General features: G+C 66.8%; 1 protein-coding gene. It reads right to left on the reverse strand.

Annotated elements, in window-relative coordinates; all coding sequences use genetic code 11:
* Positions 1–127 precede the first annotated feature (127 nt).
* On the reverse strand, positions 128–650 hold a 523-nt coding region (locus QWZ14_RS08065; protein ID WP_290316116.1), incomplete at its 5' end, for a Bug family tripartite tricarboxylate transporter substrate binding protein.

Genomic DNA, 650 nt, shown 5'->3' on the forward strand with positions numbered 1-650 from the left:
CTGACCTTTTGAACCTTGATCGTCTGGTATGGCATGACGTTTCCCTTTCTTCTGTGGTCTCGCGTATCCGGTCTATCTGGTCTGCGCGAGTGGTTGTGGGACCGGCTGGTCCCACTTGGTCACGGCATCACTCGACCGTGGCGCCTGAGGCACCGATAAGCGGCGCCAGCCCCTGCTGCTGCGCGGCGCGGTGCGCGGTGGTCTCAGCTATCGTCGTCCACCAGGGGCTGGCGCCGAGGTCGTTGTAGGCACGAACGAGCTGCGGGCTTTCCAGCGCCTGCTTGCTCAGCAGCGACAGCCGGGAGACCACGGCGGCCGGCAACCCGGCGGGGCCGCAAACGCAGGTCCAGGATACCACCTCGAAATCGGGCAGGAATTCGCCCATTGGCGGGATCTCGGGTGCCGCTTGGTTGCGCTGCGCCGAGGTGACCGCCAGCGGCCGCACCTTGCCCTGGCGCGCCAGCGCTAGCGTACCAGGCATGTTGTCAAACATCATGGAGATGCGGCCCGCCACTAGGTCGAGATGCGCCGGGGCGCCGCCGCGGTAGGGCACGTGCAGGATGTCGACGCCGGCCCTCGCCTTGAACAACTCGCCGGAAAGGTGCACCGCGGTGCCAGCCCCGGGAGAGCCGAAGGTATATTTGCCGGGG

It is taken from the genome of Paeniroseomonas aquatica (assembly GCF_030409335.1).
GTDB classification, from domain to species: Bacteria; Pseudomonadota; Alphaproteobacteria; order Acetobacterales; family Acetobacteraceae; genus Belnapia; species Belnapia aquatica.